This window comes from Microcystis sp. T1-4 (assembly GCF_000297435.1).
Taxonomy (GTDB): Bacteria; Cyanobacteriota; Cyanobacteriia; order Cyanobacteriales; family Microcystaceae; genus Microcystis.
Map to the genome: position 1 here is coordinate 1 of NZ_CAIP01000401.1, position 5196 is coordinate 5196.

General features: G+C 44.9%; 6 protein-coding genes and 2 pseudogenes. 3 read left to right on the top strand and 5 right to left on the bottom strand.

The genetic code is table 11. The annotated features are described in order from the left end of the window. Positions 1 to 104 precede the first annotated feature (104 nt). The 3 genes from MICAI_RS18535 to MICAI_RS18545 form a co-directional block, all read right to left on the bottom strand. Entirely contained in the window at positions 105 to 347 is a 243-nt protein-coding gene (locus MICAI_RS18535) for a hypothetical protein (protein ID WP_008205809.1), read from the bottom strand. A gap of 109 nt (positions 348 to 456) precedes the next feature. Next, entirely contained in the window at positions 457 to 852 is a 396-nt protein-coding gene (locus MICAI_RS18540) for a type II toxin-antitoxin system VapC family toxin (RefSeq protein WP_008205811.1), read from the bottom strand. Then, positions 849 to 1073: a hypothetical protein gene (locus MICAI_RS18545; RefSeq protein WP_008205812.1), complete on the bottom strand. Its 225-nt coding sequence runs from the start codon at positions 1071 to 1073 to the stop codon at positions 849 to 851. Before MICAI_RS18545 ends, MICAI_RS18540 begins: the two co-directional genes overlap by 4 nt. A gap of 120 nt (positions 1074 to 1193) precedes the next feature. On the opposite strand from MICAI_RS18545, the pseudogene MICAI_RS24445 reads away from it, so the two are divergent. The 3 genes and pseudogenes from MICAI_RS24445 to MICAI_RS18550 form a co-directional block, all read left to right on the top strand. Next, positions 1194 to 1457, top strand: a pseudogene (locus tag MICAI_RS24445) (BrnT family toxin); the annotation flags it as partial. A gap of 46 nt (positions 1458 to 1503) precedes the next feature. Beyond that, positions 1504 to 1699 (top strand): annotated as a pseudogene (locus tag MICAI_RS28000) (hypothetical protein). Next, positions 1651 to 1848, top strand: coding sequence for a BrnA antitoxin family protein (locus MICAI_RS18550; protein ID WP_232306231.1), 198 nt, complete (start codon positions 1651 to 1653; stop codon positions 1846 to 1848). The pseudogene MICAI_RS28000 and the gene MICAI_RS18550 overlap by 49 nt, the downstream one beginning before the upstream one ends. Positions 1849 to 1982: 134 nt before the next feature. Here the strand turns inward: MICAI_RS18550 and alaS are convergent, their stop codons facing one another. Both alaS and MICAI_RS18560 read right to left on the bottom strand, forming a co-directional pair. After that, the gene (gene alaS, locus MICAI_RS18555) at positions 1983 to 4607 is read right to left on the bottom strand and encodes an alanine--tRNA ligase (RefSeq protein ID WP_008205819.1); all 2625 of its coding nucleotides are present in this window, start codon (positions 4605 to 4607) and stop codon (positions 1983 to 1985) included. A 71-nt stretch (positions 4608 to 4678) separates the two neighbouring features. Beyond that, on the bottom strand, positions 4679 to 5196 hold a 518-nt coding region (locus MICAI_RS18560), incomplete at its 5' end, for an Rpn family recombination-promoting nuclease/putative transposase (protein ID WP_039900506.1).

The following is a 5196-nucleotide window of genomic DNA, read 5'->3' on the forward strand; positions in this document are numbered from 1 at the left end:
CAGAGTAAATCTGTTAAGGCAGGTGCGAAAAATCCTTCGGGAAAGAAGCAGAAACCTAAATCGTGAGGTTTGGGAATCACCGTCCGTTTACGGCGGCGAGGATGTCAATCTTCGCATTTTGGTGTCCTGTCAAGATAATAATCGTGTTGTTCGGCTCCGTCAGTGGGGAGTTGAGCGATAATTTCTGGCGGAACATCAGCCATAATTTCCTGAGCGATTTGCCAGATGGGTTTACGAGTTTCAGGATATTTTTCTGAGCGTGCCGATAGGAGGAAGTCGAGAACTTCTTGTAGGAGAGGCTCGGAGCTTTTCTCAATTTCCTGCAGGAGTTGTTCTTTGGCTGTCATGGGTGGTTTGGAATGGGGGGATATTCCAGATTATAGAGATTTATCGTGCGATCGCCGCTCTTGTGTCCTTGGGTATGACGTAAAAATTTAGGGTTCGGAGAGTGGGCTTCTAAGCTGACATCAGGTAATCTTTGAGTTCGGGATATTTGGGAAATAAGCTATCAATACTGGCGAGTTTTGCCTTATATTCCAAAGCCGTACCAATAATGATGCGGTCAAAGGGATCTTTGTGAACGGGAGAGAGATTAACCGCTTTTAGGGTAATTTCTGGAGTTAAAGGTAATAATTCAATGCCTGAAGGGGTTAGGGCATCGAGAAGCCATTGTTGGATGGGAATATCCAGTGCTAAACGACCTTTTTGATGGGCCAAAGCCATTTCATAACAAGAAATGGGGGATACTCCTACGCTATCGGCTTGTTGAATCTGGGCTTTCCATTCTAGGGGAAATTGCTCAAAGTTTTCATTGATATACCAAAACCAAATATGGGTATCAAGGATGATCATTTTAGACATTCCCAATCTTCTTGTTCCACGATAGGACTGACAATATCCCCTAAGGTTTTGCCTTTACCGATTAAATGAGCAGGGGTCGTGCGTTTTACTTGGGTCGAGAGAGATGGTTCTTCTTCAATGATAATGATGGCGCGAATATTCTGTGCTTTGGGCTTTTCCCCTAGCCATTGGATGCGATCACCTTGGATGGTCACGTCATAATGTTTGAGCATGGTTAAGGTTCTCTAATAATTCTCTTAACTAAGTCTATAATATGACAATGAGAGTCTAAATGTGTTGATAATGACTATTTAATTGAAAGTTGTAACAGTCGTTCAGTTATGGAATACTGATGGGATGAAGCAAAACGACTTACTAATCTTCTTAAACACGGTATAGATTTAGCCGATGTTCCCGCCGTTTTCGATGGGGACCTTTTAACGGTTGAAGATGATCGTCTCGATTATGGAGAGCAGCGTTTTGTTACATTGGGTTTACTAAAAGGGCGAATTATTGCCGTTGTCCATACTGAACGTGAGGATTACACTCGTATTATTTCTGCAAGAAAGGCAACGAAATATGAACAACGAACCTACTTTAAGCAACTCTCAAACTGATTGGCAACGATTAGACGCAATGAGCGACGGCTCTTCTAGGTTCTGTGTGATAAGTTTAATTGACATAGGATCGATCGATCTTTGTGTCCTTTGTGTCTTTGTGGTTCGTTCCACCCCCTCGCTCTTGATAAATGTATCTTAGAATACATTTTACCCACCAAAGCTGGGAGAGCCGAGCGACGAAGATATTGATTTGTCAGACTGTCCAGAAATTACACCTGAAATGTTTGCTAAATCCGTAGTGCTGCGAAGTGTCCCCGTAACCAAGGCCAAAGCTGAAGTTACTCTCTCCATTGATAATGATGTATTCGAGTGGTTTAAATCTCAGGGAAAAGGCTATCAAACACAGATTAATCAGTTGCTTCGAGCCTATATGGAAGCGCACCAATAACCATTAAATCTATAGTTTGATTATTATTTCTAATTGATCCCAAATTCTTGATCAGTAGTTCCATATTATTTTTACCAATCACACCGAGAGGATAACTAATTTTTTAAAGGTGGACAAAATGCCCACCCTTAAAACTATTGTAAACTGCTAGTTAACTGACTTTTGGCCTTAGCTAAAGCTTCGCTTAACTTACTAGCATCCCGTCCCCCAGCTTGAGCTAAATTGGGACGACCACCACCACCACCGGCGCAGATTTTAGCGATCGCACCGATAAATTTACCCGCTTGTAAACCCTTATCTTTAATCACCCGGGGACTAAAAGCGGCCACTAAACTCACTTTATCAGCTGCGGGAGTCGAGGCCAAAATTACCGCCCCTTCCCCTAATTTTTGCTGTAGTCTTTCGGCTGCGGCCATCAAAGCATTAGCATCAATATCGCCCAAAGAAGCGACTAATAGCTTAAATTCGCCGATAGATTCAGTTTGAGATAGAAAAGCATCCGATTTATTTAGTGCCAACTCCTGTTTAACCGCTTCTAACTGCTTTTGTGTGCCTTTTAACTCCGATTGTAGGGCCGTAATGCGATCGGGAATTTCCAGAGGTTTGACCTTAAAGCGATCGCACAGATCCCGCACCACCTGATCCCGTTCATTCAGGTATGCTAACACGGCGGGGCCGGCCACCGCTTCGATGCGTCGAATTCCTGCGGCGATTCCCGTCTCGGAGATGATTTTAAATAAACCGATCTCGGCGGTATTTTTAACGTGAGTTCCCCCGCATAATTCCATAGAAACGCTAGGAATATCAATAACTCGCACTTCTGAGCCGTATTTCTCGCCAAACATGGCAATAGCTCCCTTTTGCTTCGCTTCTTCCAATCCCATCACCGCTATCTCGGTGTCATGCGCTTCGGCAATCCAAGTGTTAATCTGTTCTTCCACCTGTTGCAATTCAGCACCAGTCAGGGGACGAGGACAGTTAAAATCAAAACGGAGGCGCTCAAAACTGACGAGGGAACCTGCTTGGGAAATCCCCCCATCGACAAGCTTTTTCAGGGCCGATTGTAGCAGATGGGTCGCGGTATGATTAGCTTGAGCGCGACGACGACAGGAGCGATCAATCTGAGCATTAATTGTATCGCCGGTGGTGACAATTCCCCGCTCAATCCGACCAAAATGGATAAAAATCCCCGATTCTTTCTGCACATCCTCAACGCGGATAAGCAGATTATCGCCAGTTAAATAACCCTTATCACCGATTTGTCCACCCGATTCGGCATAAAAAGGGGTTTTATCGAGAACTATCTGCACCTCAGTGCCTGCTGCGGCCGATTCCACCGTTTTACCAGCGACTAAAACCGCCGTTACTGTTGCGGTTGCTTGCAAATCCGTATAACCGAGAAATTCCGTCGGGTGAATATGTTCTGCCAGCTTATCTAAACTCCCCTGTACCGTCAAATCTATGGTTTCGTGGGCGGCTTTTGATCTTTGCTGCTGTTTTTTCATTTCCTGCTCGAAACCCGCCGTATCGACGCTTAAACCCTGCTCCTCGGCGATTTCTTGAGTGAGTTCGAGGGGGAAGCCATAGGTATCATAAAGGGTAAAGGCATCGACTCCCGAAATCTGGCTTTTTTCTTTTTCTAGAATCGATTCGAGCAGTTTCTCGCCTCTTTCTAGGGTTTCTAAAAATCTCGCTTCCTCTCGCTCTAATTCTGCCTTGATCACCGTTTCTCGTTCCCGAACATTGCCATAGACGGACTCGGAAAGAGCGATCGCCACTTCCGCCACTTTGGTGATAAATTGACCTTCAATACCGATTAAACGCCCGTGCCGTACTACTCTACGAATCAGACGACGCAAGACGTAACCTCTGTCAGTATTCGATGCTGAGATACCATCCGCCACCATGTGTACTACTGAACGCACATGATCGCCGATGACTTTTAGGGAAACTTTCGTTTTTTCGTCCGCTTTCTGGTAGTCTATGGCTGCTAACCGGGCTGCTTCGGCGACAATCGGGAAAATTAGGTCAGTTTCGTAGTTATTGGCGACTTTTTGCAGGATTTGCGCCATCCGTTCCAAACCCATCCCCGTATCGATATTTTTATTCGCTAGGGGTGTTAGATTGCCGTCCGCGTCGCGGTTATACTGCATGAAGACGAGGTTATAAAACTCGATAAAACGGCTATCATCCTCTAAATCGATGGTTTTATCCCCTAATTCCGGGTGAAAATCGTAGTAAATTTCCGAACAGGGACCACAGGGACCCGTGGGACCCGATACCCAAAAGTTATCCGCTTCGCCCATTTTTTGGATACGATGGGCAGGAATACCGATTTTATCGCGCCAGATAGCGAAAGCTTCCTCATCCTCTCTAAAGACACTAACGACTAATCTTTCGGGGGGAAGGTTAAAAACTTCTGTGGACAATTCCCAGGCCCAGGCGATCGCTTGTTCTTTAAAATAATCACCAAAGCTAAAATTGCCCAACATCTCAAAAAAAGTATGGTGTCTAGCAGTCCGGCCGACATTTTCGATATCGTTGGTGCGAATACATTTTTGGGAAGTGGTAGCGCGGGGAAATTCTGGGGTCTTTTGTCCCAAGAAAATCGGCTTAAAAGGGAGCATTCCCGCAATAGTCAGCAAAACGGTGGGGTCTTCTGGTACTAGAGAGGCACTAGGGAGAATTTTATGGTTTCTGGCCGCAAAAAAGTCTAAAAATCGCTGGCGAATCTCGCTTCCGCTTAGGTGGTTGCTCATAGAAGATGTCAGTTAGTCAGAAAATGCCTATTTTATCCATTGTGGCATTTTTGCGTTTTAACTCTCCACCTTTACTCTCGCGCCGCTTGTCGGACCTGTTCTAAGTCTAAATCCAAAGCTTGAGCGATTTGTTCCACACTTAAACCCAAAACCAGCAAACGGGGAATAGATTCCAGTTTTCCTTCCTGTCGTCCTTCCTGTCGTCCCTCCTGTTTAGTTGCTTCCTTCCATTCCTGATAGGTTTGAGATAAGGTCATAAACACCTCTCTATCTTCAGTTTCTAGGATGTTATTTATTTCCATACTAACCCGCCAACTAATCAATAATTCCAGCACATTTTCCCGGAAAGCATTACCTTGAGGTAATTCTAACAATTCTCGCACCGCTTGGTTTTGCGTTTTTCCCCGTCCTAATAATCTTAACCAGAGAGTCTCAGCAGTCACAGGCAATTGATTAATAGCGATAATTGCCGTGCGATAAAGCAAGGGAAGAAAATAGACTCCTTCTGGCCAATCTGGCTCTAATTTTGCCCCAAATCCTTCTAAAACAGTGATACCAGCCGAAGGGGATAAAATCCACAAACGAGGGG